Genomic DNA, 26,144 nt, shown 5'->3' with positions numbered 1-26,144 from the left:
CATTAGACGCACATCTGCTCCGAAAACCGTTTCACACTTTTCGGGATGTGCTCTGGAATCACCATTTTACATTCAGTCCAATATTGCCTTCCCAGATCCGCGTTCGCTCTCCTCCGAGATTGGTTGTGTAGTCGGCAGTTGCAAAAAGGCTGGCCTTTTCCGTGATATCGACCGTTATCCCGCCGCCAACTTCCAGTGACGTTCCTTTCAGATCGGTGACAATCGGATCGGTGCCGAAGGATACGGTCTGGTCCGATGAGAAATTCTGCCAGAGATTGGCCTTAAGATAGGGGCGCAGCTTGCCGAACGAGGTTTCTTCCGCGCCCTGCAACCGCATGCCGATACGGCCCGTCCACGCATTGTCGGAATCGAACGTCACCGTGGAATAACGGTCAGCCTGATCGTCCAGCGAGAGATGCTGCCAGATCAGTTGCGCCTGCGGTTCCAGCGTCCAGTTGCCGCCGAGTGCCACCGGATAGCCGCCTTCCAGCGAGGCCGTGACCCCGTGGCCGTCAAGGTCTATGCCCTGCTGCGCGTTGGAGCTGGCGCTGCCATCGAACCATGTTCCCATCACCACCGCATCGAGATACCAGCCTTGCGGGCCGATATGGGTCCAATAGCCGCCGAAACTGGTGCCGGTAACGTCAAGGTCGCCGACGGCAAGATCGTTCCAGCCGAGCGCCTGCCCGGTAATATCGCCCGAGGCGCGCGCATAACCGAAGAAGACGCCGAAACGGTCGAAATGGCCGTCGTCGGATTCACGTCCGAACAGGTCCTGCCCGGCCTGAATACCGAGAAGACTGCCATCGACTCCCGGCGCAACGGTGCCCCTCCACTTCATGTGGATGTCCTGACCGAACACCCGCACCCAGCTCGACGGCAGATAGCCACCGCTCTCGAGCAGGTCCTGCTCGCCCCGGCGCTCATGGAATGTGCCGAGCGTAGACAGCGCCAGATGATGCGCGACCGGCGGCAGAGCCGAATAGACCGGCACTTCTTCACGATAGAGATTGACGACATCGCCTTCCACGCGCGTCGCCCCTGCTGACGGCGGCGCGACGCCGTTGCCGGGCAGTGGAGGCTGCATCAAACCACCAACGGTATTGTCTGGCGGGTCGGCAACATCGGCGCCCTGGGGAGCCGGAGGCGCAGTCGGCGCGGCTGAGTTTCCGGCGACCGGCGCAGAATTGTCCTGCGGGTCGGGATCGTTCGGATCGACTGGCAGCACCGCAGCCGGCTGATCCAACGGCGGCGGAGCGGCCACCGTTTCCGGAGCCTCTGGTTCCGGCGCTTCCGAACCCACGGCAGCCGGTTGGCTACCGTTCACCAGCGTTGAGCGCAGATACCAGTTTTCTGTCGTTCCGGCAGAAACACCACCCTTGAACAGATAATATTCATAGGCGCCAGCCGCGACACGGCCATTCAAGGTGAAGGCGCCCGCAGTGGTGGTTGCGCCATTCAGCGTCTCAACGACCATGATGCCATTCGACACTGTCGAAGCCCCTGCGCCACCGATATTTTCCACGACAATGCCGGTATTGCCGGAAGCCGAACCGCCATCGATCACCAGCTTGTCCGAAGGCGACGCATCACCCGCAAGCACCGTGTCGAGGAACAGCAGGCCATTTTGCCCGGTATAGTTGCCGCGAATGGTCAGGCTATCGGTCGTGCTGGAGCCGCCATTGGTCAGGTCGATGCGGCCTGCACTAAACACATTGGCCAGCTGCGTTGCGGCATAGGGCTTGATAACCGACTGGGCCGAACCACCATAAATGGTGCTGGTCGCATCGATGTTGAGTGTGCCCTTTCCGGTTCCCGCATCGCCAAGCGTCAGCGGAGCATTGAAAACCAGACGTGTATCGTTGGTGAGATTGATGGTTTCCCATCCGCCGAAGCGATAAACCGCGCCGGTTTTGACATTGCTGAAGCTCAGACTATCGGTGCCTTCGCCACCGGTGATGAACTTGGTCGACCCCATATTGGCGTCGGTCAGGTTGGTCAGCGTGGCCACGTCGTCATCAGCGCCAAGATCGACATTTCCATACAGAATGCCGCCGCCGTTCCAGCTGAACGTGTCGGTGCCGAAGCTCAGCATGATGTCACCGGCAACCGTACCACCGGTAATGGTCACGCTGTCGGTGCCACCGCTGACACTGATACTACCGCCAATCATGCCGCTGGAGATGATGATCGTATCATTGCCGAAACCGGTCACCAGATTGCGATCGATGGTGCCGCCGGACATGTTGAAATAATTGTTGTCCAGCTTCATGTTGACGCGACCGATGCGCCCGCCAGTCATCACAGCATAATCGCCATCGTCGAAAGCATCGATAATGCGGCCATCGGACATGAAAAACGTGTCGAGCCCGTCGCCCTGATTGAGCGAGATAATCTGGCCGCCCGTCATCTGAAAATCGTCGATGCCACCGCCCTGTTGAACATTACCGACAACCGAGCCGCCGGAAATAATGAATGCATCCGCGCCATCGCCCTGATCGATGCTTCCAGCAATCGATCCTGAATGTAACTCGACGCGGTCCGTTCCGGCACCGAAGGTTACATTGCCATTGACCGTACCGCTACCGCCTGTGGGCAGAAGGAGCGTGTTGTTGCCGCTCGTATCGGTCAGACCGGATGCGGATGTACCGCTGTCGCAGATGAAAACGTCATCACCGGCCGTTGGTGAAAACGAACATGCGGCCTGCGCATTTCCAGATGGCAAAAGCACGGCACCCACCGTGAACAGTGCCGTCGTGGAAAGCAGCAGGGTGGCCGAAACCCTGCGAATACCTAAATGCATCGAAACCCCTCAGTTCATTGCATAAAGCCCCCGCGACATTAAAAAACGAATTTATTTTGATGGGCAATACTTAAATTCCCAGTAGAGAATTTCAAAACATCATAAAAGATAAACAAAAATTAGAGGAAATGATTTAACAGAAAATAACACATTGATTTCATTTGATAAATCCCAATGCCCTCCAGATTCACCATAGCTGACATTTCACTCTGGAAAAGCCAAAAAAACCGTTACATATCAATATCAAGACACCCACCGCCTTGCGGCATTCGCCGCTCTGAAAGATGATCGCGGGCCCATGCGGAGCGAGTCACAAAAAGCCTATTTAGACGCGCACCGTGCCGGTTGAATTACTGGTTGACCGCTTCATATATTTCTTCTGAAAAGCATGATCCGGTTGAATTGAGGAGGAAAACCATGGATCAATTTACTGGTGGCTGTCTGTGTGGCGATGTCCGGCTTGTCGCCACGGGGCGTCCCTATCGGGTCGGCCTTTGCCACTGTCTCGACTGCCGCAAACATCATGGGGCGCTTTTTCTGGCATCAGCAATGTTCCCGCAGGATGCGGTCACGATCGATGGCGAAACGCGCGATTATGCCGGGCGTCATTTTTGTCCGCGCTGCGGTTCCTCGGTCTTTTCCCGTTCCGATGATGAAATCGAGGTGCATCTGGGTTCGCTCGATGCTCCCGACCAGCTGGTGCCGACCTACGAATTGTGGACGATCCGCCGCGAAAGCTGGTTGCCGCCATTTCCGCTGAAAAAGCGTTATGAGCGCGACCGCGAAACTGATGGCCGCTTCGAGGAATAGCGCCGGTATGCGGCAAAGCTGCGCTGGATTAGCAGGTGACGAGCGCCTATATCCGGCTGGAACAACCCGGAAAGCCTCGCCATGACCCTGCTCATCAACCAGCCGCATCCCTCGATTGACCCCGCATCCATTCAGGAACTGGTGGCGACATTTTATGGACGCGCGCGGGCGGACGAGCTGCTCGGGCCAATCTTTGCGGAAGCCGTGCATGACTGGGATCACCATATCGCGCAGATTGCGCAATTCTGGTCGTCGGTCATCTTGAGAACCGGCGGTTATGACGGGCGACCCATGGCGCCGCATCTGAAGCTCAACCTGAAAGGCGAGCATTTCGACCGCTGGCTTGCCTTGTTCGAGCAAACCGCACGCGAGATTTATCCTGCGGAAGCGGCGATCATTTTCATTGATCGCGCGCGGCGCATTGCCGACAGTTTTGAAATGGCCATTGCAACGCAAGCGGGGCGTATCGCCGCCCCGCGTCATGCGCGCCGTCCGCTCTGATTGATCAGCCTGATCAGGCGGCAGGCTTCGACTTTTCGGCTTCCAGCTGCTTTTCGTGACGCAGCAGCATGCCGAACAGATCGCGCGGCTCATCCGGGTCGGCAAGAAGGTCGAGCTGCTCATACAGGCCCGTATCCTTCAGCTTGTCGCGCACATAACGCAAAGCCGAAAAATCTTCCGTGGCAAAGCCGACGGAATCAAACAGCGTGATCTGGCGCGCATCCTTGCGGCCCTGCGCCTTGCCGGTGATGACTTCCCACAACTCGTTGACCGGATAGTCTGCCGGGAGCTGCTGGATTTCACCTTCGATGCGGGTCTGCGGCGGATATTCGACGAAAATGTCGGAGCGGCGGAGAATATCGCCGTGCAATTCGGTCTTGCCCGGGCAATCGCCGCCCACCGCATTGATATGCACGCCAGCGCCAACCGTATTGTCGGTCAGGATGGTGGCATTGGCCTTGTCCGCCGTGACCGTCGTGATGATATCGGCGCCCTCGACCACTTCTTCCACCGACTTGCAGGCGACAATGTCGAAACCTGCATGGGCAAGATTGCGCATGCATTTTGCGGTCGCTTCCGGGTCGAGGTCGTAAAGGCGAAGCTTCTCCACGCCGAGCAGCGCCTTGAATGCTATGGCCTGAAATTCGCTCTGTGCGCCATTGCCGATGATCGCCATCGTGCGGGCATTCTTGGGCGCCAGATATTTGGCGGCAACCGCTGACGTGGCAGCCGTGCGCAGCGCCGTCAGGATCGTCATCTCGGTCAGGAGCATCGGGTAGCCGCTGCCCACATCGGCCAGAACGCCGAAAGCCGTGACGGTCTGAAGACCTTCACGCGTGTTCTTCGGATGGCCGTTGACATATTTGAAGCCATAAAGCGTGCCATCGCTCGTCGGCATCAGCTCGATCACGCCTTCGCGGGAGTGGGACGCGACACGCGGCGTCTTGTCGAAATTTTCCCAGCGGCGGAAATCCTCTTCCACATATGCGGCCAGTTCCTTCAGGAAGGTCTCGACGCCGATGGAAAGCACCAGCTTCATCATGTTGTCGACACTGACGAAGGGGACGATGTTGAGGTTCGGCTGGGTCATTCACATTCTCCTTAAACACGCTCCGAAAGGCTGACACGGCCTTCGGAGCGTATTGCGCATTGATACAATGATCGGAGCGTCATTCGGCAAGACGCGCCTTAATAGCTGATCGTCGGACGATCCATGACGCTGCGGCCCAGAAGGCTGGCCATCAGGTCCACCATGACGGTAGCCGTGCGGCCGCGCTCATCCAGGAACGGGTTCAATTCAACCAGATCGAGGCTCGTGACGAGACCGCTGTCATGCAGCATTTCCATGATGAGATGGGCCTCGCGGAAAGTCGCGCCGCCCGGCACCGTCGTGCCGACAGCTGGCGCCACCGACGGATCAAGGAAATCAACGTCAAGGCTGACATGCAGCAGGCCGTCTTCCGCTTTCACACGGTCGAGGAAACGGCGCAGCAGCGCGGCAACGCCATGCTCGTCAATCATGCGCATGTCGAAAACCGAAACCTTGGTCTTCTGGATAGCCAGACGTTCCGCCGGATCGACGCTTCGAATACCCATCATGCAGACATTGTGCGGATCGATGGCGGCTTCAAGCTTCGGGAAAAAGCCGTCAAAGCCTTTCTGGCCGGTGTAATAGGCAACCGGCGTTCCATGCAGATTGCCGCTCGTCGTCGTTTCCAGCGTGTGGAAATCCGTATGCGCATCGAGCCAGAGCACGAACTGCTTGCGGCCCTTTGCGACGGCGCGGCGCGCAATGCCCGGAACCGTTCCGGCAGCCAGAAGATGATCGCCGCCAAGGAAAATCGGGAAGCCCTCTTCGCTCTCGCGGAAAGCGGCTTCGCTGATTGCTTCAATCCAGGCAACAGCGCTTGGCAGCGCCTTGATCGCATGGTTTGGATGTTCGCGCGACGCTTGCTTGATCTGAGCCGGGCTTGGAACCAGATTGCCGAGATCCGTAAAACCGTGACCAAGCTCGCGTATGGCATCGGCAATGCCTGCGGCACGGTAGGAATCGGGACCCATATTGCAGCCTGCGCGGCCAGTGCCTTCCTGAACGGGTAGTCCCAAAATCTTGCAATGCATAAAACAAGGTTCCTTCTGATTATTGTCATAAGATTCATCATTTTTATTTGGCGATGTGAACCAACCGGATTGGCAATTTTATCGGTTTGGTTTATCAGAATGTCGGATTGGCTTTTCAAATTGGAGAAACTATGGACGATCTGGATGAAAAGCTCATTACGCTTTTGCGCCATAATGGCCGCCGCAGCATTTCCGACATTGCGATCGATCTTGGCGTTTCCCGCGCAACGATCCGCGCGCGCATGGAACGGCTGGAACGCTCCGGCGATATTCTGGGCTATACGGTCATTCTGCGCTCGGACGCCGTGGACCTGCCGGTGCGCGGCATCATGATGATCGAAATCGAAGGTCATGTCGCCGACCGTGTGGTCAAGGCCCTTGGTGGTTTCTCGGAAATTTCCGCCGTCCACACGACCAATGGTCGTTTTGATCTGGTGGTCGAACTGGGCGCCGCGACCCTCGCCGATTTCGATGCGGTGCTGCGCCGTATCCGTCTCGTGCCCGGCATCAAGGCCAGCGAAACAAACTTATTGCTTGCCACACCGCGTTCAACGCGGGCGCGGCTCTAACTATTCACGCATGTGCAAAGAAAAAGCCCGGTCTCGCGACCGGGCTTTTTCGTTCTCAGGATTAGGCGAGAGCCGGATAATCCGTATAGCCCTTTGCGCCACCACCATACATATGCTGCTGATCCAGCTCGTTGAGCGGCGCATTTTCCTTCAGACGCCGCACGAGATCCGGATTGGAAATGAACGGCTTGCCGAAAGCAACCAAATCGGCGCGACCGCTGGTGATTTCTTCCTCCGCCAGTTCACGGTCATAGCCATTATTGACCATCCAGGCGGCATCGCCGCCAGCGTCACGATAGACCTGCTTCAGACGCGCATAATCGAACGGCTGCGGGCCCTGCTGGAAGTCACGCGGACCACCGGTTGCGCCTTCGATGACATGAACATAGGCAAGACCGTAAGGCGCAAGCTTGTCGACCACATAGTCAAACAACGGCTGCGGATCGGAATCCGATGCGTCATTGGCGGGCGTAACCGGCGAAAGGCGGATACCGACCTTGCCTGCATCCACCGTCTTGGTGATTGCATCGACCACTTCGAACAGGAAGCGCGCGCGGTTTTCAATCGAGCCGCCATATTCGTCGGTGCGGTGATTGCTGCCAGAACGCAGGAACTGGTCGATCAAGTAGCCATTGGCCGCATGAATTTCGACCCCGTCGAAACCGGCAACGTCAATCGCGTCCTTCGCAGCCTTGGCATAGGTGGCGACGATGTCTGCAATCTCGCTTTTTTCCAGCGCGCGCGGCTCGGAGGTCGGTGCGAATTCGCCCGTGCCATCGGGATGGACCAGATAGGTCTTCGACTTGGCGGTGATCGCGGACGGCGCAACCGGCTTGCCGCCATTCGGCTGCAAGGTGTTGTGGGAAATACGGCCCACATGCCACATCTGCACGACGATTTTGCCGCCGGCGGTGTGAACGGCATCGGTTACCCGCTTCCAGCCGGCCAGTTGCTCGGCCGAATAAAGGCCCGGAACATCGGCATAGCCCTGTCCCTGATGGCTGATCGGCGTTGCCTCGGTGATGATGAGGCCAGCGCTGGCGCGCTGCTCGTAATAGGTAACATTGAGATCGTTCGGCACGGCGCGCGGCGAGCGATTGCGCGTCAGCGGCGCCATCACAACGCGATTGGCAAGCTTCAGATCACCAACGGTGACAGGATCGAACAAGGTGGCCATGGGCATTTCCTTCAAGTTGGAAAAGGTGGGCAAGTTGGAAAAGTTGGTCAAAGATCGGATAGGGTTGCGATGAAGGCGGCTATCGCCTCTTCGTCGCGCTTATAAAACGTCCATTGGCCGACGCGGTGGGGCGTGATCAGCCCCGCTTTTGTCAGCAAGGACAAATGGGCTGAAACGGTGGATTGGGAAAGACCGCACCGCTCGAACTGGCCCGCGCACACGCCCATCTCCAATGGCATGTGCTGAGCGGAGAAGTGTTTCTCCGGCTCTTTGAGCCAGCTCAAAATGTCGAGACGCACCGGATGACTAAGCGCTTTCAGCATCTCATCCAGGGGCACTGGCAAGGCTGTCTGCTGCTTTATCGATTGAACTTTCGACATTGCACTCACCTCGCTGATCCGATGCATATCGTCATTTCACGATATAGATATCGCTTAGTTTCGATTTAAAAAGAGGCGCAGCGTTCACATGCGCGTGAACGGCCAAACTGCCGCCTTTCCTGTGGAACATCGATATCGCCTTGATTGCGCCGAACAGACATCCGACTATGTTCGCTGCAAATATTTGGGATTGGAATACATATGGCGGACGACAGCAGGCGCATTGCCGCGATTATCGCGGCGGAAATCAACGCAAAGCCGGAACAGGCAATGGCCGCCATCGGCCTTCTGGACGAAGGCGCGACCGTGCCCTTCGTGGCGCGCTACCGCAAGGAAGTCACCGGCGGGCTGGACGACACGCAACTGCGTCAGCTTTCTGAACGCCTCGCTTATCTGCGTGAACTGGAAGCGCGCCGCGCCTCCATTCTGGAATCGATCCGCGGTCAGGAAAAGCTGACGCCGGAACTGGAATTGAAGATTGCCAATGTCCAGACCAAGGCTGAGTTGGAAGATCTTTATCTGCCCTATAAGCCGAAGCGCCGCACCCGTGCGGAAATCGCCCGTGAGCGCGGGCTTGGCCCTCTGGCCGAGGCGATCCTCGCAGACCGCAGCCTTGTGCCCGCCGACATTGCCGCGTCCTATGTCAGCGGCGACGTTGCTGATGTGAAAGCCGCGCTCGATGGCGCACGCGATATCATCGCCGAAGGTTTTGCGGAAAATGCCGAGCTGATCGGCAATTTGCGCAACTATCTGAAAGATCGCGCTGTTTTGCGCTCGCGTGTCGTGGACGGCAAGCAGGAGGCGGGTGCGAAGTTCTCCGATTATTTCGACCATTTCGAACGCTGGGCCACCGTCGCCGGTCACCGTGCGCTCGCCATGCTGCGCGGACGCAACGAGGATTTCCTGTCGCTCGACATTGAAATCGATGCCGACGACACCTCAGCCGTGAAACCGGTCGAGCGCAAGATCGCCGCCGCCTATGCGATTGGCGGCACGCTTCCGGGCGACCGCTGGCTGATGGAAGTGGCAGGCTGGGCATGGCGCGTGAAGCTTTCGCTGTCGCTCTCGCTCGACCTGATGCGCGACCTGCGCGAGCGCGCCGAAGAAGAAGCGATCAATGTTTTCGCCCGCAATCTGAAAGACCTGTTGCTGGCCGCGCCCGCAGGCTCCCGCGCCACCATGGGTCTCGATCCGGGCATCCGCACCGGCGTGAAGGTGGCGGTGGTCGATGGCACGGGCAAGCTGCTCGACACCACCACGGTCTACCCCTTCCCGCCCAAAAACGATGTGCGCGGCACGCAGGCGGAACTGGCAAGCCTCGTCCGCAAACACAAGATCGAACTGATCGCGATTGGCAACGGCACCGGCAGCCGCGAGACGGAACGTCTCGTGGTGGACATGCTGTCGGACATGCCAGCTCCAAAGCCGCTCAAAGTCATCGTGTCGGAAGCGGGTGCATCGGTCTATTCGGCGTCTGAAGCTGCCGCCTCCGAATTCCCGCAGTTGGACGTGTCCCTGCGCGGTGCGGTTTCCATCGCACGCCGCCTGCAAGACCCGCTGGCGGAACTCGTCAAGATCGAGCCGAAATCCATCGGCGTCGGCCAGTACCAGCATGACGTCGATCAGATACGCCTCGCCCGTGCGCTCGACGCCGTGGTGGAAGACGCGGTGAATGCAGTTGGTGTTGATCTCAACACAGCTTCCGCCTCGTTGCTTGCCCGCGTTTCGGGACTTGGCGCATCGATTGCGGAGGCCATTGTGGCGCATCGCGATGCCGCAGGCGCGTTCAAGAACCGCAAGGAACTGCTCAAAGTCGCCCGCCTCGGCAACCGTACTTTCGAGCAATGCGCGGGCTTCCTGCGCATTCCGAACGGCACCGAGCCGCTCGACGCTTCATCGGTTCACCCGGAAGCCTATGGGGTGGCGAAGAAGATCGTCGCCGCCTGCGGTCGCGATGTGCGCTCGCTGATGGGCGACAGCGTGGCGCTGAAAAGCCTCGATCCTCGTGTTTTCGTGGATGAACGTTTCGGCCTGCCGACCGTGCGCGATATCATTGCCGAGCTGGACAAGCCGGGCCGCGATCCGCGACCGGAGTTCAAGACCGCGACCTTTGCCGACGGTATTGACGATATCAAGGACCTGAAGCCCGGTATGATGCTGGAAGGCACCGTGACAAACGTGGCCGCCTTCGGTGCCTTCGTGGATATCGGCGTGCATCAGGACGGCCTCGTCCATGTCTCGCAACTGGCCGACCGTTTCATCAAGGACCCGCATGAAGTGGTGAAAGCGGGCGATGTGGTGAAGGTGCGCGTGGTGGAAGTGGATGTGCCGCGCAAGCGCATCGGCCTTTCCATGCGCAAGGATGGCGGCGAAGCGCCTGCACCGCGCAACAACGCGCAACGCGATCCAAGGCCTGCCAAGAACTTCGCGCCGCAACGCAAACAGGAACAGCCTTCGACCGGCGGTTTTGGCGCAGCGCTACTGGAAGCGATGAAGAAGAAATAAGGCAGTCTACCGGGCGTTGGCTCGCTCTCGCGCTGAGCCTCCGCCCGCCCTCACCCCTCAGCTTCCCCCTCGCCCTCACCCTGAGCTTGTCGAAGGGTCGAAGGGCGAGGGAAAACACAGAAACCGCCCCTCTCCTTCGAGACGGCTCCTTTCGCAAAACTCAAGGAGCCCCTCAGGATGAGGGGCTGGGCTGTGGCTAGGGCTGAGCCAAGCTCACGATCAGTCTGTTGGAGTTAAGTTAGATCTTGTTGCCGATCGGAAAGCCGGTTGAGGCTTTTCTCACCGGCATGTCCTCGGTGGGGATGATCCAGCCGCCGCAAATGGCGATGCGCACCTCGTCGCCCTCTTCCAGCCGGACGGGATCACGCACTTCGAAATGCAAGGAAATCTCTGGCTTGGCGATGACTTCGGCCTCAAGGCGCGAGCCGCCGCCGCGATAGACAGAACGCTTCACGCGGACCGGAATGCCGCCGGTCTCGGTAAGCTTCAGATCGGCCGCACGCACGCAAAGCTGCGCATTGGCGCGCGGCATTTCGATGCCTGAACACCGCACCTGCGCGCGGCTGCCAAGCACCAGCGCTTCGCAATGGCCCGCTTGCGCAAAGGACACCACTTCGGCAGGCAGAACCATGCCATGCGCAATGAAGGAGGCCACCATTTCACTGGCGGGTTCTTCATAGAGTTTTCGCGGCGTATCGAACTGCTGCAGCTTGCCGTGATCGAGCACCGCGATGCGGTCGGCCAGCGCCATGGCTTCCGCCTGATCGTGGGTGATGTAGATGATCGTCGTGCCGGTGCGCTTATGGAAAGCGGCAAACTCGTCTTCCATCGAAGTGCGCAGATGCACGTCGAGATTGGCGAGCGGCTCATCGAACAGTACCAGCGACGGTGCTGCCACCAGACAGCGGGCGAGCGCCACGCGCTGGCGTTGCCCGCCGGAAAGATTGGCGGGGCGGCGATCACCGAACCCGTCGAGATCGACCAGCGCCAGTGCTTGCCTCACCCGGCGTTCACGCTCGGCCTTGCCGACCTTGGCCACGCGCAGACTGTAACCGACATTTTCCGCCACGGTCATATGCGGCCAGAGCGCATAATTCTGGAAGACGATGCCGACCTGCCGCTTTTCCGGGGGCACATTGCCGTCTGCATGGGAAACGCAGCTGTCACCAATATGGATTTCGCCGCCGTCCACTTCTTCGAAGCCCGCAATCATGCGCAGCAATGTTGTCTTGCCGCAGCCGGAAGGCCCGAGAATGGCAACGAACTCGCCGTCATTCACATCCAGCGTCACGCCGGACAGGGCCTGAAACCCGTTGAACGTCTTGGATACCTGGTCGATCTTCAGTCGCGCCATGGCAGGACTCCGTTTGGAAGACGCCGCGCAAACAGATTTGTTGCAAGCATCAGCATGAATGTCACCGCAACGGCCAGAATGGATATGGCAGCCGCATAGGCGGAATCACCCGCCTGTTCGAAAGAAAACATCACCACACCCAGCGTTTCCGACCCCGACGCCCAGAGAAGCGCCGAAACCGTCAGCTCGCAAAACGCGGTCATGAAGATGAGCACGCCGCCTGCAAGCGTCGCCGGTGCGACAAGAGGAAATATAATCGTGCGCAGTCGATAGAAAAGCCCTGCGCCCGCAACCCGTGCCGCTTCCTCCATCGCACGGTCGATCTGGTGCAGACCGGCAACCGTTGGCCGCAGCGCCAGCACGAAGAACCGCGCGAGATAGGCAAAAAGGATGATCCATAGCGTGTTGTAGAGGCTGACGCCGATCACAGGCAGCGGCTTCAGGAACATCAACAGGCAGGCAATGGCCAGCACGACGCCCGGGAGAGCGTAGGGCAGTTCGGCTGCGAAATTGAGCACCGGGGTCCAGCGCCGCTTGCGCCATGCCAGCATATAAGCGAGCGGTACGGCGATCAGAACCGCAAAGAGTGCTGCGATCAGCGACAGCAGAATGCTGTTGCCAAAGGCGCGCGCAGCCCCACCATGTTCCATGAGCACAAAGCGGAAATTTTCAAATGTCGCGGTGGCAAAAGTCAACGGTACGCCATAGGCCGGGACCAGCGCCGAAAGCGTCAGTCCGATCAGCGGCAGCAGCAGCACGATGACGATCATCAGCCATGCCGCCACTTCCGCCAGAAGTCGCCAGCGTCCGAGCGCAAAGGGCGCTGCGGGCAGCGATGTGGAGACGATGCGGAAATCGCGCCTGCGTGACGCATAGTCCTGCGCCGCGATGCCCGCCATGGCGATCAGCCCAATCAGCACCGACAGCACAGCAACGCTCGACAGAACCGATGGCCCGCCACCGGCAAGGCGTTGATAAATAAGCGTCGGCAGGACGAGATAATTCGACGGAATGCCAAGAAAGGCCGGAATGCCGAAATTGCCGACACAGGAGACAAAGGCCAGAACGGCAGCGCCGATGATCGATGGCGTCATCAGCGGCAATATGATGGTGCGCAGCACGGTCCATTTGCCGGCACCTGCGCTCAAACCGGCCTCGACCAGTTCACGCGGCAGCTTGCGCAGACCCGCCCGCACAATGAGGAAAACCAGCGGCCCATATTGCACGCCGAGCAGAAAGATAATGCCCCAGACGGAATAGAGCGGATTGCGGCTGCCAAGCGGCGGCGCCATGCCGAGGAGTTTGAGAAACTGGCTCGATGGCCCAAAAAGCTGCAGCCAGGCCAGCGCCGTCACCTGCGGCGCGATCAGAAGCGGCGTCACATAGAAAAGCACGAAGACATTGCGCCCGCGCATATTGGTGAGACCGACCAGCAAGGCAGCAGCAATGCCAAAGGCAAGCGCCAGCACCGCGCCGCCAATGCCGATTTGCAGGGAATGCCAGGTTGCAACCCATGTCGACTGGCTGCCCAGTGTCTCCACCAGAACGGAAGTCGAAAACTGCCCCTGCGGCGCAACAAGTTCCACCAGCAGTCGGCCCATCGGCAGAAGCGACAGAACCGCCACGATCAGCGTTACGCCAACAATCAGGGCCGCATCGCGGCCCTGAAGGTCTTTTATGATACGCATCGAAATGCCTTATCCGCCAAACAGCTCGGAGAACTGCTTCTTGTCGGCATCAGTCTGATCGAGAACCTTCTGGGTGTCGATAGACATGATGTTGATCTTGGTGCCTTCCGGCAGCCAGGCAGGACGGCCAACGCCTTCCTTGGCAGGCAGATAGCCCTGCTCCAGCGCCAGCTTCTGGCCGTCGTCGGAGAGGATGAAGTCAACGAACTTCTTGGCGCCATCGACATTCTTGGCAGTGGCCATGATGGCGACCGGCTCGGTCACGGCTGGCACGCCTTCCGACGGGAACACGAACTCGACCGGCGAGCCCTTGGCCTTGGCATTGAGCGCCATGAAATCGACGAGGATGCCATAAGGCTTTTCACCGCTGGCAACCGACTTCAGTACCGCGCCGTTGCCCTTCACGCTTGCCAGTTCATTGGCCTTGAGGCCCTTGAAATAATCCCAGCCCAGATCCTTGTTGAGCGCAAAGCCGCTGAGGAGATAGGCCGCAGCCCCCGAATAAAGCGGGCTCGGCATCACCACCTGCCCCTTATACTCGGCCTTGGCGAGATCGGCCCAATGTTCCGGCTTCTGCGCAGCGCCGGTGTTATAGGCAATGCCGGTGGTAATCAGCTTGGAACCGAAATAGGTCTTGTCGGCGTCATAGGAGTCGGCGGCAAAACCATCGACCTTGGCTTCCGGATAGGCGAGCAGGCGCTTGTCCTTCTTCAGGCCTTCCATGGTCACGGCATCGGCGATCAAAAGCACGTCGGGCTGCGGCGCACCGGCGGCGAATTCGGCGGCAAGCTTGGTGAGGAGTTCACTGGTGCCGGAGCGGAAAATCTGCACTTCCGTTTCCGGATTGGCCTTGCGGAAAGCCTCGACGGTCTTGGTCGCATCCGCTTCGGGCTGCGAGGTATAAAGCGTCAGCGTGTCGGCCTGTGCCACAGCGATGGATAGAGCAAGAAGCGCAGGTACGGCAACGGCCCGCTTCAGCATCTTGTTCATGGGATTTGCTCCTCGGATTTCGGTGTAATGCTCGCCAGCATGGCCGGCAATGCCAGCGCAGCCCTGCCGCGTGCGAACTGATAGCGCGCAGATGCTGTTATGGCGATAGGCACGATCATTTCCATTCATGGTGCACCTGTCAAACATCCTGCGATCTGGTCTGCGGAAAACAAAAAGCCTTCCGGCGGAATCACGTCCATCGGAAGGCTTATAAGGCATTGAATATTTTTGCCTATCAGCGATCCGCATCCCTTCGACATGAAGGCGATGCGCACCGCAATAGAGGATTTGCGCTGCGGTTTTATGACAAGCCGCAGAGGGGCAAAAAAATCAGATGACCATTTCTGCGACATGCGCGATCTGTGCGCCCGCCTCGTAATAGGCTTCGCGAACACCCCGGAAATTCTGCGCCTTCGGATCGCTGACCGGCAGCGGCAGATCGTCTTCGGTGATTTCGCCCGAAACGAGCTGCGACAATATCTTGCCGAACACGGTGCCCGGGACGATGCCGCGACCATTATAGCCGGAGAAACCCACCACATTGCGCGCCAGACGATGGAACTTTGGCAGGCTGTCATTGGTCATGCCGATCTTGCCATACCATTCCGCCTCGAACTCGACATTGCCGATCTGCGGGAACAGGCGCTTGAGCGACTTCTTCGCCCATGCCTTGTGCACGGCAGCGCCCGTATTGCGCAGCGCGCCGACGCTGCCAAAAACCAGACGACCCTGTTGATCGAAACGGAAGGACGACAGAACTTCTTTCGTATCCCATGCGCCCTGACGTTCCGGCAGAATGGTCCTCTTCAGATTGTCCGAGAGCGGCGTGGTCGCGAAATTGAAATAGGGCAGATGCACCAGTTCGGCTCGGACTTCGGCCCATGGCGCGTTGGTATAGGCATTGGTGGCGACGACCACCCAATCCGCCGTGACCGAACCCTTGGCGGTCTTGACCGTCCACTTGCCGTTCTGCTCGCTTGCGCCGACCACCGGGCTGCCCGTGAAAATCTGTGCGCCTGCAGCAACGGCCGCATGGGCCAGACCGCGCACATAGGCCAGCGGCTGGATTGTTCCGGCGCGCAGATCAAGCAGCGAACCTGCATAGGCCCTGGTGCCGACCTTGGCTTCCGTTTCCTTCGCGTCCAGCAACTTCACATTGGCGCCACGGCGCGCCCATTGCTCACAGCGGTCTTCCAGTTCCTTGAGACCCTTCGCGCCCACAGCGCAATGAAGCGTGCCCTGCTTTTCGACTTCGCAGGCAATCTTGTTTTTCTCGATTATTTCGAAAACCAGCTTCGGGCCATTGCCTAGAACATCGAGCAGGCGCGCACCGTATTTTTCGCCGAGAACGCCCGGCAGATCATCGGGCATCACCCACATGCCCGCATTGACCAGACCGACATTGCGGCCTGAACCGCCATAGCCGATCTCGATGCCTTCAAGGACGATCGCCTTGACGCCCTTTTCCGCCAGATGCAAGGCCGTGGAAAGACCGGAGAAACCGCCGCCCACAATCACCACATCCGCCGTCAGATCGCCTTGCAGCGAGGTCGTCTTCGGAGCAGCCGGAGCGGTCTTTTCCCAAAGACCATGAGAGCGCGGATCGTTCAACATTGAGAGCAACAACCATTTCGTATCGTGGAAGGCACATCGCGTGCCGGACTGCATCTATTTCACGCCGCGAAAGCCGGTTGGACAGCGCTAATTGCGCAACAATTCATTCCGGTTTGGAATGAACCAGTGCCGAATAGTCCGTATTGCCGACTTGGCCGGCAATCCACTGGCAGAATATCTGCGTCAGCGGATTTTCCAGTTTTCCTTCCGGCACGACGAGATAATAGTCATTCTCGGTCCGCATGGGCTTCTCGAAAAGCAGCACCAGCTCGCCATCGCGCAATTCCTGCTCGATCAGGTAAAGCGGCAGAAGCGCAAAGCCGAGACCGGCCAAAGCCGCGCCAATCACCATCGAGAACTGGTCGAAACGATGCCCCCGATAGGCCGACTGCCCCTCGACACCGCAGCTTTCAAACCATTGCGCCCACATTTTCGGTCGCGTCGCCAGATGCAGAAGCGGTTCGCTTTCAAGTTCTTCCGGCGCGGAAGGATGGCGGGTTTCCAGCAGGCGCGGGCTTGCAACCGGCACAATCACCTCGCTGCACAAAAAGCTGCAGGTCGCATGCGCCCAGACTGGTTGGCCGTAATGGATGGCAAGATCGTGCGGCTCTTCCTCGAAATCGAACACGCCGGAACGTGACGCGACATTGATAGCAATCCCCGGGTGCTTCTCGACAAAATCCGGAATACGCGGCATCAGCCAGCGCGAGCCGAATGTCGGCAAGGTCGCGACGCTGAACGAAGACGTGGACTGCGCTGAAGCCATCGCGCGCAACATCGTATCTTCGGTCTGGTTGAGAAGACGCCGCACTTCCGGCAGAAACTTGCGCCCGGCATCGGACAGGAGAATGCGCTGGCGGATACGCTCGAACAAAAGCACGCCGAGCTGGCTTTCCAGATCCTTGATCTGGCGGCTGACGGCGCTCTGGGTGAGATTGAGTTCATTGGCTGCCTGGGTGAAACTGCCATGGCGCGCAGCACATTCAAAGGCTTGCAAAGTGGCGATGTCCGGAATCAGTCTCCTGCTTAGCTTCATTCCAATCTCGCATTAACATAGTTGCTTTCAGCGCGATCATAACCGGAAAACGGCTGATATGATACATTTTCATCATAATCCCGTCATGTTTTCGCATTGCTGAATATGACCCCTACAAAGACAGTTTAGGTTCCACGGAAGCATACGCCATGAACGCGCAGAAATTCGTATCGCCAGACGCCATTCGTTCCGCTTTTTCAGCTGCGATGTCCGGCATGTACAGGGAAGAAGTGCCTGCCTACGGCACGCTGATGGAACTCGTCGCGGATGTGAACGCCAGGGTTCTGGCCGACGACAGGCATCTGCATGAACGCCTGACGGAAACTGACTCGCTGGAGCGTATTTCCGAAGAGCGCCATGGCGCCATCCGTCTCGGCACCGCCGCCGAACTTTCCATGATGCGCCGCGTCTTCGCGGTGATGGGCATGTTCCCTGTCGGCTATTACGATCTGAGTGCGGCTGGCGTTCCCGTGCATTCCACCGCTTTCCGTCCGATCGACGACGCCGCGCTGAAACACAATCCGTTCCGCGTCTTCACGTCGCTTCTGCGTCTCGACCTTATTGCCGACGAGCAGCTGCGCGCAGAGTCTGAAGACGTTCTTGCCAAGCGCAACATCTTCACCGCAGGCGCCGTTGCTCTGGTCGAGAAGGCTGAAGCCAATGGCGGCCTCGACGATGCCGACGCCAAGGCTTTCGTGGCTGAAGTGCTGGAAACCTTCCGCTGGCACGACCACGCCAATGTTTCCGCCGAGCTTTACCATCGCCTGCATGATGCGCATCGCCTGATTGCCGACGTTGTGTCGTTCAAGGGTCCGCACATCAACCATCTGACGCCGCGCACGCTCGACATCGACGCCGTGCAGGACCAGATGCCGGAACGCGGCATCAATCCGAAGGCTGTCGTCGAAGGTCCGCCGACTCGCAACTGCCCGATCCTTCTGCGCCAGACCTCGTTCAAGGCTCTGGAAGAAGAAGTCTCCTTCATCGGCAGCGACGGTCAGTGGACCGCCGGTTCGCACACTGCCCGTTTCGGTGAAATCGAACAGCGCGGCATTGCACTGACGCCCAAAGGTCGTGGCCTTTACGACAAGCTTCTCAACGACACACGCGCCATTGCCCGTCCGGCCCCGGATGGCTCCAATGCAAGCGCTTACGTCAAGGCGCTGAGCGACACCTTTGCGGCTTTTCCGGACACCTGGGCTGGCATTCGCGAAGCGGGTCTCGGCTACTTCGCCTATTCGGTCAAAGATGCCGCGAAGCTTGCAAGTTTCAAGCCGAACACCGATATCGAGCTTCTCGTCGCCGCTGGCGCGGTGCAGTTCGACCCGCTGACCTATGAAGACTTCCTGCCGGTCAGTGCAGCCGGTATATTCCAGTCCAATCTGGGCGATGACGACACGCAGGAATTCGTGGAAAGCCCGAACCAGAAGCGTTTTGAAGAAGACCTTGGCGCCAAGGTTCTCAACGAATTCGAGCATTATGCCCGCATCGAACGCGAATCCATCGAAGCCGTACAGGCCCGCCTCGGCGGCCTTGAAGCGGCAGAATAAAGTTAAGACATAGAGAGGAAAGCTATGAACACCGCTGTCAGAAAAGTCGACGTGAAGAAGGAAGCCGCAGAGCTTCTCGCCAAGCTCGGTGTTGACGCTGCCGTTTACACCGCAGGCAACCTTGCCGGTTTCAGCCCGGTCACGGGCGAGCAAATCGCATCGGTCAAGACCCACAGCAAGGACGACGCCGCCAAGATCATCGACAAGGGCGATGAAGCCTTTCGCGTCTGGCGCAACGTTCCGGCGCCGAAGCGCGGCGAACTGATCCGCCTGCTCGGCGAAGAACTGCGCGCTTCCAAGGAAGATCTGGGCCGCCTCGTTTCGATCGAAGCTGGCAAGATCACTTCGGAAGGCCTCGGCGAAGTGCAGGAAATGATCGACATCTGCGATTTCGCTGTCGGTCTGTCGCGCCAGCTCTACGGCTTGACGATTGCAACCGAACGCGCTGGCCATCGCATGATGGAAACCTGGCATCCGCTCGGTGTTGTCGGCGTCATCTCCGCCTTCAACTTCCCTGTGGCCGTCTGGTCGTGGAACGCGGCTCTCGCCATCGTTTGCGGCAACTCGGTTGTCTGGAAGCCGTCTGAGAAGACCCTCCTCACCGCTCTCGCCTGCGACGCGATCTTCCAGCGCGCCCTGAAGCGTTTCGGCGATGCGCCGGAAGGCCTCTCGCAGGTCCTGCTCGGCGACCGCGAAATCGGCGAAGTACTCGTGGACAGCCCGAAGGTTCCGGTTCTCTCGGCCACTGGCTCGACCCGCATGGGCCGCGAAGTCGGTCCGCGTCTTGCCAAGCGTTTCGCTCGCGCGATCCTCGAACTCGGCGGCAACAATGCCGGTATCGTCTGCCCGTCGGCCGATCTCGACATGGCGCTGCGCGCAATTGCCTTCGGCGCCATGGGCACCGCAGGCCAGCGCTGCACCACGCTGCGTCGCCTGTTCGTTCATGAAAGCGTTTATGACGCCCTCGTCCCACGTCTGCAGAAAGCCTATGCCAGCGTTTCCGTCGGTTCGCCGCTTGAAACCACCGCTCTGGTCGGTCCGCTGATCGACAAGGTTGCCTTCGACAACATGCAGAAGGCCCTCAAGGAAGCTTCCGCCCATGGCGGTAAGGTTCAGGGCGGCGAGCGCGTCGATACCGGCCATGAAAACGCTTACTATGTGCGTCCGGCCATCGTCGAAATGCCGAAACAGGAAGGCCCGGTTCTCGAAGAAACCTTCGCTCCGATCCTTTATGTGATGAAATATTCCGACTTCGACGACGTTCTGGCGAGCCATAACGAAGTTGGCGCCGGCCTGTCGTCCTCGATCTTCACGCTAAACCTGCAGGAAGCTGAGCACTTCCTCTCGGCTGAAGGTTCGGATTGCGGTATCGCCAACGTCAATATCGGCACTTCGGGCGCCGAAATCGGCGGTGCATTCGGCGGCGAAAAAGAAACCGGCGGCGGTCGTGAGTCCGGTTCGGATGCGTGGAAGGGCTATATGCGCCGCGCAACCAACACCATCAATTATTCGAAGGCACTCCCGCTGGCACAGGGCGTTTCCTTCGACATCGACTGATCTTGAAATAAGCTCAAAAGAAAACCCCGCTTCGGCGGGGTTTTTTGTGTTGTAGTCCTACGTATTTTCGGACCGGGATCAAGCTGCGGATTGGTTTGACACCATCGCTTGCTTTTTCACATGAGAGAGACCGCCCGTTATAATACGTTCATTCCAAGCAACTCTCGCCACTGCCGAAGGCTCTCTACTCACTTGCACACTGCCACCCATGGCATGTCTGGAGGCAATGAGATTCAGGGCACCCGCTGTTCTTGCATGCATCAAGAGACGAATATAGCGTCGAAGAATGCTGCACTTGCTTGCGATCTGAAACGAAGCGCCGTTTCTTCGGCACCGCCTGAGAAACCCGATACACCTGTTGTGATGTGTTGCTTATCGAAGGTGATGCCATCTGTACTAAAGCCTGTTGTCCGGCATAAGCATATCCTGACGCGATAAAAGTCGACAATGCAAAGAAAAATAAAGAATACTTTTTCATAAAACCCTCTAATATTTATTTACATTTTAGATCTTAGATTATTTTTTCTTAAAATCCACTCCAAGAACTCACTCACAAATATTGATAAAAAGAAACCCCGCAAAAGCGGGGTTCTTTATTGGATTTGTATTGGCGACTAGCGAGATTGTCGTTATGGCGAGCCGAAAATCGTGGCTTTTGAGAACCGGCGCGCAACGTACTGAAGCACGTGAGTATCGGAAGCGCAAAAAGACGCGATTTGCAGGGCGCCAGAGCGGCAATATCACCCCATACGCTCGGAAGCGAACGACCCCGGGCTCGCCGGGAAGACGACCGTGCGATTACCGTTGAGGAATGAACGGTGGTGGATATGCGCGTGGACTGCGCGGGCCAGTACCTGCGCCTCGACATCGCGACCGATGGAGACGTAATCGGCAGCGCTCTGCGCGTGCGTAATGCGCGCCACGTCCTGCTCGATGATCGGGCCTTCGTCGAGATCGGCGGTGACGTAATGCGCCGTCGCGCCGATCAGCTTTACGCCACGCTCATAGGCCTGCTTGTAGGGGTTCGCCCCCTTGAAAGATGGCAGGAACGAGTGGTGGATATTGATGATCTTGCCAGACATCTGCTTGCAAAGCTGGTCGGACAGAACCTGCATGTAACGCGCCAGCACGACCAGTTCCGTGCCGGTATCGTTGACAATATCCATCAGGCGCTGTTCGGCTTCCGGCTTGTTGGTCTTGGTGACGGCCACATGATGGAAGGGAATATCGTGGTTCACCACCACCTTCTGATAATCGAAATGGTTCGACACCACGCCAACAATATCGATCGGCAGTGCGCCAATCTTCCAGCGATAGAGCAGATCGTTGAGGCAATGGCCGAAACGCGAGACCATCAGAAGCGTCTTGGTACGCTTGGCGTTGTCGTGGAAATCGAAATCCATTTCGAATGGTGCCGCAACCGGCTGGAAGCCTTCGCTAAGGGTTTCGAGCGCCACGCCTTCTTCCGAAATGAAGCTGACGCGCATGAAGAAACGACCCGTATCGAGATCGTCGAACTGGGCGCTATCAATGATGTTGCAACCCTTAGCCGCAAGGTAACCCGAAATTGCGGCAACGATGCCGCGGGTGGACTTGCAGGTGACGGTCAGGACAAAATTATGCATCGGACTTCCTCAGTTTTCGAAGGCGCAGGCCAAAGCGCGCGCCTTGAAACTAGTTCACGATGCGGTCTCCGCCATGCCAGAATGCGTAATGCACTGACCGGATTGCGCTATCAAGCAACTTTGGAGGAAAGATTGCTCTTATTTGATCAAAGATGCGGATTGCGGTCCCTGTACCGCGCGACAAGTTCCCGGTTCACGTCGCTTGCCCCCGGCATATTGGCGCTGAGATAGATCGGCGCACTGCCGTCATCCACGAGGCGGGACGCAACATCGGCAAAGATCGCATTCAGGATCGTAACGCCCAGTGCCGTTGAAACCGGCCCGACTTTCAGAGCGCTGCCCTCCACTTCCAACACGGCATCGCCCGCAGGCGCATCATTGTCGAGAACGACATCGGCCAGCGAAAGCAACTGCGTGCGTCCTTTGGCAATCGCGCTGGAATAAGTCACCGAAGTGACTGCGATCACCGCAGCGCCCTTCTCGCGGGCATAGCGCGCCGCTTCGATGGGCGCGGCATTGACGCCGGAATTGGACACGACGATCAGCACATCGCCTTCCTGAATGCCGTAGCGGTCGAGGATCGGCAGCACCGCGCCTTCGATACGCTCGAAATGCGAGCTGGCTACGGCCCCATCCTGCAGCATGATCGCACCGCAAAGGATCGGCACGGTGATCGCCAGACCGCCGGCGCGATAATGCAGCTCTTCCGCCATCATGTGAGAATGGCCGGTGCCAAACACATAGACCCGACGGTCGGCGCGCGCGGCGGTGGCAATCAGGTCGGCGGCCTTTTCCATCGGTTCGGCCAGGCGGTCACGCAGGCTCGCCAGACGGGCAATCAGATCGTTGAAATAACGGTCGGTAATAGCTGTCATCGGTCTGCCCCTCACCCGGCTGCCTGTTTCACGCCGGAGCGCCAGGTTGTCTTGGCAAACAACCCGTCATCAAGATGCACCGCATCCATGCGCGTGCCGGGGCGCAGCAATCCGCGATCAGCGAGCCGCAAATAACGGGCCGGATAAAGGCTTGCCATGCGCAGGGCTTCGGCTAGCGTCAATTCCAGTTCCGCCACGCCGAACCGAACCGCCGAGGCCATGTCGAGGTCGGAACCGGCAATGGTGCCATCGGACAGGATCAGCTTGGAGCAGATGCCGCCCGGTACGCGCCGCACGGCGCGACCGTTGATCTCAAAGCTCTCCGCATCGGAGCCGACCAGTGCCATAGCGTCGGTGACGAAGAACAGATGCGCGTCGCCGCGCTTGGCGCGCAGCGCCAGACGCAGCGCCATCGGATCGACATGGTGGCCATCGGCAACGATCCCGCACCAGATCTCCGGATGGTCGAGCGCCGCCCCGGCAAGACCCGGCGCGCGATGGCCGATCTGGCTCATCGCGTTGAAGAGATGGGTAACGCTGCGCGCACCGGCATCGAAACGCTTGAAAGCTTCTTCCGCCGTCGTGTCACTGTGGCCAATGCTGACCACCACACCGGCATCGCTCAAACGGCGCACCTGTTCCGGCGTCACCTGTTCGGCGGCCATGGTCACCAATAATGTACCGATCTGTTCGACCGTATGGATATAAAGAGCGATATCGGCGTCATCGACCGGACGCATCAACTCGGCCAGATGCGCGCCCTTGCGTGCAGGCGCCAGATGCGGCCCCTCAAGATGCAGGCCTGCGACACCCTTGTCGGCTTTCACCGCTTCAACGGCCGCCTCAATGGCGCGGTCACGCACGACAGTCGTATCGGTAATGAGCGTCGGCAGCAGGCTGGTGGTGCCATATTTGCGATGCCCTTCGGCAATCACGAACATGGTTTCCGGCGTCGGCTGATCGTTGAGCATCCGCCCGCCGCCGCCATTGACCTGCGCATCGATAAAACCCGGCGCAATGACGCCACCCTTCACGCGCTCGACCTGATGGGCCTCGCCAAGTGCCGCCTCCGGTACAATGGCCTCGACCTTGCCGTCGCTGAAAACAAGGGCAGACTGATCGTGAAACCGCTCGCCGTCGAAAATCCGCGCACCGGCTATTGCTGATTTTTTTGTCATACCGTCACCGTCACCTTGTTGAGATTGCGCGGCTTGTCGGGATCAAAACCCTTGCGGCGCGTCACCGCTTCAATGACGCGATAGTAATTGATGAGCGAAACCAGCGGATCAAGATGCGGGCTGCCCGTGCTGGCCGATGGCAGACGGAAGCCCGGCGTTTCGGCATCGGACAAGGTCACGATGCTGGCGCCGAAGGAATGCAACCGCTTCAAGGCCGCAATATTGGTGTCGAAAGCCTCGTCGCGCGGCAGGAAGGAGATAATCGGAAAACCTTCCTCCACCAGTCGCATCGGGCCATGCATCAGTTCGGCCAGCGAAAAGGCTTCCGCATGAATATTGGCGGTTTCCTTGGCCTTCAGGGCGGCTTCCAGCGCGATGGCATAGGCCGTGCCGCGACCGCCCGTGTAAAGCGAGCGCGCATTGAAAAGAAGGTTTTCGACAGCTTCGCGCCCATCGGGGCGGGTTGCGGCAAGCGCTTCCGGCAGACGCTCTAAACCGGCGCGCAGATCGGCATCGCCGCTTGCAGCCGCGACCACGCCCGACAGGGCAGCCACTGCGGCAATGAAGGACTTTGTGGCCGCAACGCTCTTTTCCTCACCGGCATTCAGCGCAAGCACGAGATCCGCCTCTTTGCCGAGGGGGCTGTCCACCACATTGACCACGGCAATCGTCGTTGCGCCGCCCTTTTTGGCTGCGGCCTGTGCTGCCACGATGTCGGGGCTGGCACCAGACTGTGAAACGGTAAAATGCACGCCGCGCGCAAGCTTCAGCTTCGAGCCATAGACCGAAGCAACCGAAGGCCCGATGGAGGCGACCGGAATACCCGTGGTGATTTCCATCAGATATTTGAAGAATGTCGCCGCATGATCGGAAGAACCGCGCGCCGCCGTGGTGATGACTGCCGGTTCATTCTTCGCGAAAATCTTTGCGATCTCGGCCAGCGTGGCGGCTTCCTTTTCCAGAAGCGTTGCAACCACCGCAGGCGATTGCTCGGTTTCCTGCAACATCAGGGATGGTTGGCTTACCATGGTCATTCTCCAATTTTCAGTTCGGCGACGAAGTCATAGGCGTCGGCGCGATAATGCGAGCGGGTGTATTCGACGATACGGTCGTCATCGAGATGCGAGATGCGTTCAATCAAAAGCGCCGGAGCGCCACGATGCACGCCGAGAAGGCGCGCGGTGCCGGGATCAAGAGTCACGGCGGTCAACCGCTGCAAGGCGCGCACCGGCTTGTAACCGCGCCGCGCCAGCGCGCCATAAAGCGACGCTTCATCGACACGATCCGTATCCAGATAATGGCGCGGCACCACGGCGCGTTCAAAAGCCATCGGCACGCCATCGGCAAGACGCAGGCGGTCGAGCCGCACAATGGACGTATCCACGCCGACGCCGAGCCGAAAGGCTTCATCCGGCGACGGCTTGTCGAGGCGGTTCGTCACCACGCGCGCGCCCGGCTCCTTGCCACGCGACAGCATGTCTTCCGAAAACGATGTCAGCCGCCACAAATGCTGGCTGATGCGCGCGGGGCGCTCCGCAACAAATGTACCGCTGCCGCGCCTTGATTCAACCGCACCCTGCGCCAGCAATTCCTTATAGGCATTGCGCACCGTGATGCGCCCCAGCCCAAGCTCCTCGGCTAGGTCGCGCTCCGGCGGCAGACCGACAGCGGGGGCCAGTTTCCCCTCTTCAATCAGTTCACCGAGAATACGCGCCAGATTGCGATAAAGCGGCCCCGTCCGCTGCGGATCGTGCAGGCCGCGCTCTTCGATGGATGTGATTAAGGTGGTTCTATTCATATCCGACATAATA

Annotated in this window: 23 protein-coding genes; 6 read left to right on the top strand and 17 right to left on the bottom strand. The window is 58.9% G+C overall.

The features are described 5' to 3' along the window. Positions 1-58 precede the first annotated feature (58 nt). Complete coding sequence (locus WIX40_RS17310) at positions 59-2,803, bottom strand: autotransporter family protein (RefSeq protein WP_339440842.1); 2,745 nt, start codon at positions 2,801-2,803, stop codon at positions 59-61. A 417-nt stretch (positions 2,804-3,220) separates the two neighbouring features. On the opposite strand from WIX40_RS17310, the gene WIX40_RS17305 reads away from it, so the two are divergent. Next, complete coding sequence (locus WIX40_RS17305) at positions 3,221-3,613, top strand: GFA family protein (protein ID WP_339440841.1); 393 nt, start codon at positions 3,221-3,223, stop codon at positions 3,611-3,613. A gap of 81 nt (positions 3,614-3,694) precedes the next feature. Continuing rightward, positions 3,695-4,114 carry a group III truncated hemoglobin gene (locus WIX40_RS17300; protein WP_121536572.1) on the top strand — a complete coding sequence of 140 codons (420 nt, stop codon included), beginning with the start codon at positions 3,695-3,697 and terminating at the stop codon, positions 4,112-4,114. A gap of 13 nt (positions 4,115-4,127) precedes the next feature. Here the strand turns inward: WIX40_RS17300 and ocd are convergent, their stop codons facing one another. Both ocd and rocF read right to left on the bottom strand, forming a co-directional pair. Beyond that, positions 4,128-5,204 (bottom strand): ornithine cyclodeaminase, encoded by a 1,077-nt coding sequence (ocd, locus tag WIX40_RS17295; protein ID WP_339440839.1) that lies wholly within the window; start codon positions 5,202-5,204, stop codon positions 4,128-4,130. A 98-nt stretch (positions 5,205-5,302) separates the two neighbouring features. After that, complete coding sequence (gene rocF, locus WIX40_RS17290) at positions 5,303-6,235, bottom strand: arginase (protein ID WP_109369553.1); 933 nt, start codon at positions 6,233-6,235, stop codon at positions 5,303-5,305. A 131-nt stretch (positions 6,236-6,366) separates the two neighbouring features. Between rocF and WIX40_RS17285 the strand changes: the two genes are divergently transcribed. Next, the gene (locus tag WIX40_RS17285; protein WP_109369554.1) at positions 6,367-6,804 is read left to right on the top strand and encodes an Lrp/AsnC family transcriptional regulator; all 438 of its coding nucleotides are present in this window, start codon (positions 6,367-6,369) and stop codon (positions 6,802-6,804) included. A gap of 61 nt (positions 6,805-6,865) precedes the next feature. On the opposite strand, the gene WIX40_RS17280 is transcribed toward WIX40_RS17285, so the two are convergent. Beyond that, positions 6,866-7,981: an alkene reductase gene (locus tag WIX40_RS17280; protein WP_109369555.1), complete on the bottom strand. Its 1,116-nt coding sequence runs from the start codon at positions 7,979-7,981 to the stop codon at positions 6,866-6,868. 47 nt (positions 7,982-8,028) lie between these two features. Then, positions 8,029-8,361, bottom strand: a complete 333-nt coding sequence (locus tag WIX40_RS17275; protein ID WP_171318483.1) for an ArsR/SmtB family transcription factor — start codon at positions 8,359-8,361, stop codon at positions 8,029-8,031. Positions 8,362-8,562: 201 nt separating this feature from the next. Between WIX40_RS17275 and WIX40_RS17270 the strand changes: the two genes are divergently transcribed. Next, positions 8,563-10,866, top strand: coding sequence for a Tex family protein (locus WIX40_RS17270; RefSeq protein ID WP_339440837.1), 2,304 nt, complete (start codon positions 8,563-8,565; stop codon positions 10,864-10,866). A gap of 238 nt (positions 10,867-11,104) precedes the next feature. Here the strand turns inward: WIX40_RS17270 and WIX40_RS17265 are convergent, their stop codons facing one another. The 7 genes from WIX40_RS17265 to WIX40_RS17235 form a co-directional block, all read right to left on the bottom strand. After that, positions 11,105-12,220, bottom strand: coding sequence for an ABC transporter ATP-binding protein (locus WIX40_RS17265; RefSeq protein WP_339440835.1), 1,116 nt, complete (start codon positions 12,218-12,220; stop codon positions 11,105-11,107). After that, positions 12,208-13,908, bottom strand: a complete 1,701-nt coding sequence (locus WIX40_RS17260; protein WP_339440834.1) for an ABC transporter permease — start codon at positions 13,906-13,908, stop codon at positions 12,208-12,210. The genes WIX40_RS17265 and WIX40_RS17260 overlap by 13 nt, the downstream gene beginning before the upstream one ends. Before the next feature lie 9 nt (positions 13,909-13,917). Continuing rightward, complete coding sequence (locus tag WIX40_RS17255) at positions 13,918-14,898, bottom strand: ABC transporter substrate-binding protein (protein ID WP_171318479.1); 981 nt, start codon at positions 14,896-14,898, stop codon at positions 13,918-13,920. Further along, positions 14,895-15,023 (bottom strand): hypothetical protein, encoded by a 129-nt coding sequence (locus tag WIX40_RS17250; RefSeq protein ID WP_339440833.1) that lies wholly within the window; start codon positions 15,021-15,023, stop codon positions 14,895-14,897. The genes WIX40_RS17255 and WIX40_RS17250 overlap by 4 nt, the downstream gene beginning before the upstream one ends. Then, on the bottom strand, positions 15,024-15,251 hold the full coding sequence (locus WIX40_RS17245) for a hypothetical protein (protein WP_140024314.1): 228 nt from the start codon (positions 15,249-15,251) through the stop codon (positions 15,024-15,026). After that, positions 15,229-16,512, bottom strand: a complete 1,284-nt coding sequence (locus WIX40_RS17240; protein WP_109369561.1) for an NAD(P)/FAD-dependent oxidoreductase — start codon at positions 16,510-16,512, stop codon at positions 15,229-15,231. Before WIX40_RS17240 ends, WIX40_RS17245 begins: the two co-directional genes overlap by 23 nt. Positions 16,513-16,615: 103 nt before the next feature. Then, positions 16,616-17,548, bottom strand: coding sequence for a BAB2_0329 family transcriptional regulator (locus WIX40_RS17235; RefSeq protein WP_121536588.1), 933 nt, complete (start codon positions 17,546-17,548; stop codon positions 16,616-16,618). A gap of 149 nt (positions 17,549-17,697) precedes the next feature. Between WIX40_RS17235 and hglS the strand changes: the two genes are divergently transcribed. Then, the gene (hglS, locus tag WIX40_RS17230) at positions 17,698-19,098 is read left to right on the top strand and encodes a 2-oxoadipate dioxygenase/decarboxylase HglS (RefSeq protein ID WP_109369563.1); all 1,401 of its coding nucleotides are present in this window, start codon (positions 17,698-17,700) and stop codon (positions 19,096-19,098) included. Positions 19,099-19,122: 24 nt separating this feature from the next. Continuing rightward, positions 19,123-20,655 carry an L-piperidine-6-carboxylate dehydrogenase gene (gene amaB, locus WIX40_RS17225; protein WP_339440832.1) on the top strand — a complete coding sequence of 511 codons (1,533 nt, stop codon included), beginning with the start codon at positions 19,123-19,125 and terminating at the stop codon, positions 20,653-20,655. Between the two features lie 740 nt (positions 20,656-21,395). On the opposite strand, the gene purU is transcribed toward amaB, so the two are convergent. The 5 genes from purU to WIX40_RS17200 all read right to left on the bottom strand — a co-directional run bounded on the left by purU (position 21,396) and on the right by WIX40_RS17200 (position 26,131). After that, positions 21,396-22,280: a formyltetrahydrofolate deformylase gene (gene purU, locus WIX40_RS17220; protein WP_109369565.1), complete on the bottom strand. Its 885-nt coding sequence runs from the start codon at positions 22,278-22,280 to the stop codon at positions 21,396-21,398. Between the two features lie 146 nt (positions 22,281-22,426). After that, positions 22,427-23,155 carry an SIS domain-containing protein gene (locus WIX40_RS17215; protein ID WP_109369566.1) on the bottom strand — a complete coding sequence of 243 codons (729 nt, stop codon included), beginning with the start codon at positions 23,153-23,155 and terminating at the stop codon, positions 22,427-22,429. An 11-nt stretch (positions 23,156-23,166) separates the two neighbouring features. Then, positions 23,167-24,333, bottom strand: coding sequence for an N-acetylglucosamine-6-phosphate deacetylase (gene nagA, locus WIX40_RS17210; protein ID WP_339440829.1), 1,167 nt, complete (start codon positions 24,331-24,333; stop codon positions 23,167-23,169). Further along, positions 24,330-25,361 (bottom strand): SIS domain-containing protein, encoded by a 1,032-nt coding sequence (locus tag WIX40_RS17205; protein ID WP_339440827.1) that lies wholly within the window; start codon positions 25,359-25,361, stop codon positions 24,330-24,332. Before WIX40_RS17205 ends, nagA begins: the two co-directional genes overlap by 4 nt. Before the next feature lie 2 nt (positions 25,362-25,363). After that, complete coding sequence (locus WIX40_RS17200; RefSeq protein WP_109370284.1) at positions 25,364-26,131, bottom strand: GntR family transcriptional regulator; 768 nt, start codon at positions 26,129-26,131, stop codon at positions 25,364-25,366. Positions 26,132-26,144 lie beyond the last annotated feature (13 nt).

The organism is Ochrobactrum teleogrylli, from assembly GCF_037482325.1.
In the GTDB taxonomy this organism is placed as follows: domain Bacteria; phylum Pseudomonadota; class Alphaproteobacteria; order Rhizobiales; family Rhizobiaceae; genus Brucella; species Brucella teleogrylli.
Note: the sequence above shows the minus strand (reverse complement) of the source record. Positions and strands in the feature narration are given on the sequence as shown.